The organism is Motilimonas pumila, from assembly GCF_003596335.1.
Taxonomy (GTDB): Bacteria; Pseudomonadota; Gammaproteobacteria; order Enterobacterales; family CBDFNC01; genus Motilimonas; species Motilimonas pumila.
The window spans coordinates 1-585 of record NZ_QZCH01000156.1; the positions used below are offsets into that span (position 1 = coordinate 1).

The 585-nt window shown below is 44.3% G+C and carries 1 protein-coding gene; it reads left to right on the forward strand.

All coding sequences use genetic code 11. From position 1 onward, the window contains the following. A partial coding sequence (locus D1Z90_RS21005) for an IS4 family transposase (protein ID WP_119912681.1) occupies positions 1-585 on the forward strand: 585 nt, incomplete at both ends.

The following is a 585-nucleotide window of genomic DNA, read 5'->3' on the forward strand; positions in this document are numbered from 1 at the left end:
AGGAATACTTGGTTTAGGCAAGTTCAAGAAAAAGGTTGGTTTTGGATCGGCAGAGTACGAGGCGAAGTATCATTAAAACAACCTCATCGTCCCTGGGTTTCAAACAAAACTTTTTATCCAAATGCGAGCCATAAACCCCAATATCTCGGCCAATGCCTGTTAGCAAAAAAGTCTCCGATACCTTGTGAAGCGTATGTCTATAAAGGGTCAGAGAAAGGGCGGAAAGCTAAGCGCCACAGAAGAACGAGCCTAAAACATTCTGCAACCCACCTTTATCAACGCAGTGCGAAAGAGCCGTGGTTACTCGCTACCAATGTGCCTCGCTCTATTTTAAATGAAGTGCAGATCACCAACTTGTATGCCAAACGCATGCAGATAGAAGAATCATTTCGTGACTTAAAAAGCACAGCTTATGGCATTGCACTTCGACATAACCGAAGTCGCAGCACTCAGCGCTTAGACATACTGTTACTCATCGCGTTGTTAGCAGAAATTTTGATGTGGTGGAATGGACTCGTTGCGGTACAAGCGAAGTGGCATTTTGACTTTCAAGCCAACACAATAAAACATCGCAGAGTGCTTTCC